The sequence below is a fragment of the Mediterraneibacter sp. 210702-DFI.3.120 genome (genome assembly GCF_020561005.1).
Lineage (GTDB): Bacteria > Bacillota > Clostridia > Lachnospirales > Lachnospiraceae > Mediterraneibacter > Mediterraneibacter faecis.
In genome coordinates, this window is record NZ_JAJCNG010000072.1 from 1 (window position 1) to 686 (window position 686).

General features: G+C 43.0%; 1 protein-coding gene and 1 pseudogene. Both read left to right on the top strand.

What is annotated here, in order from left to right; all coding sequences use genetic code 11:
• A pseudogene (locus tag LI162_RS15235) lies at positions 1–108 on the top strand (excisionase); the annotation flags it as partial.
• A 78-nt stretch (positions 109–186) separates the two neighbouring features.
• Positions 187–686: integrase DNA-binding domain-containing protein (locus LI162_RS15240; protein WP_227156876.1), on the top strand; the 500-nt coding region annotated here is incomplete at its 3' end.

The window sequence follows — 686 nt, forward strand, 5'->3', positions numbered from 1 at the left end:
TTGGCAGAGGAAAACAAGGACGCTGGCTGGCTCATTATGAATGGCAACCGCATACAGATTAAACGCCGACAGTTTGAACAGGTTATTGACAAATTGGACGCAATCTAATGCAAATGAGCCTTGTATGTGTTATGATGAACACAAGTCATATCAAGGCTCTTTCCAACAAGGAAAGGAGCAGACACCATGAAAGAAAAAAGACGGGATAGCAAAGGACGTATCCTGCATACTGGAGAGAGCCAACGAACAGACGGGAAATACTTATATAAATATGTAGACGCATTTGGAAACACAAAATATGTGTATGCTTGGAGATTGACACCCACAGACCCGACACCAAAGGGAAAACGGGAAAAACCCTCACTTCGTGAACTGGAACAGCAGATAAGACGGGATATTGAGGACGGTATCGACAGCACAGGCAAGAAAATGACGCTTTGCCAACTCTATGCCAAACAGAACGCACAGAGGGCAAATGTGAAGAAAAGCACAATAAAACAACGGGAACAACTCATGCGGTTATTGAAAGAGGATAAGTTAGGTGCTAGGAGCATTGATACGATAAAACCCTCTGACGCTAAAGAATGGGCGTTACGCATGAAAGACAAAGGCTTTTCCTACAATACCATTAACAACCATAAACGCTCGTTAAAAGCGTCATTCTATATCGCCATACAAGACGATTG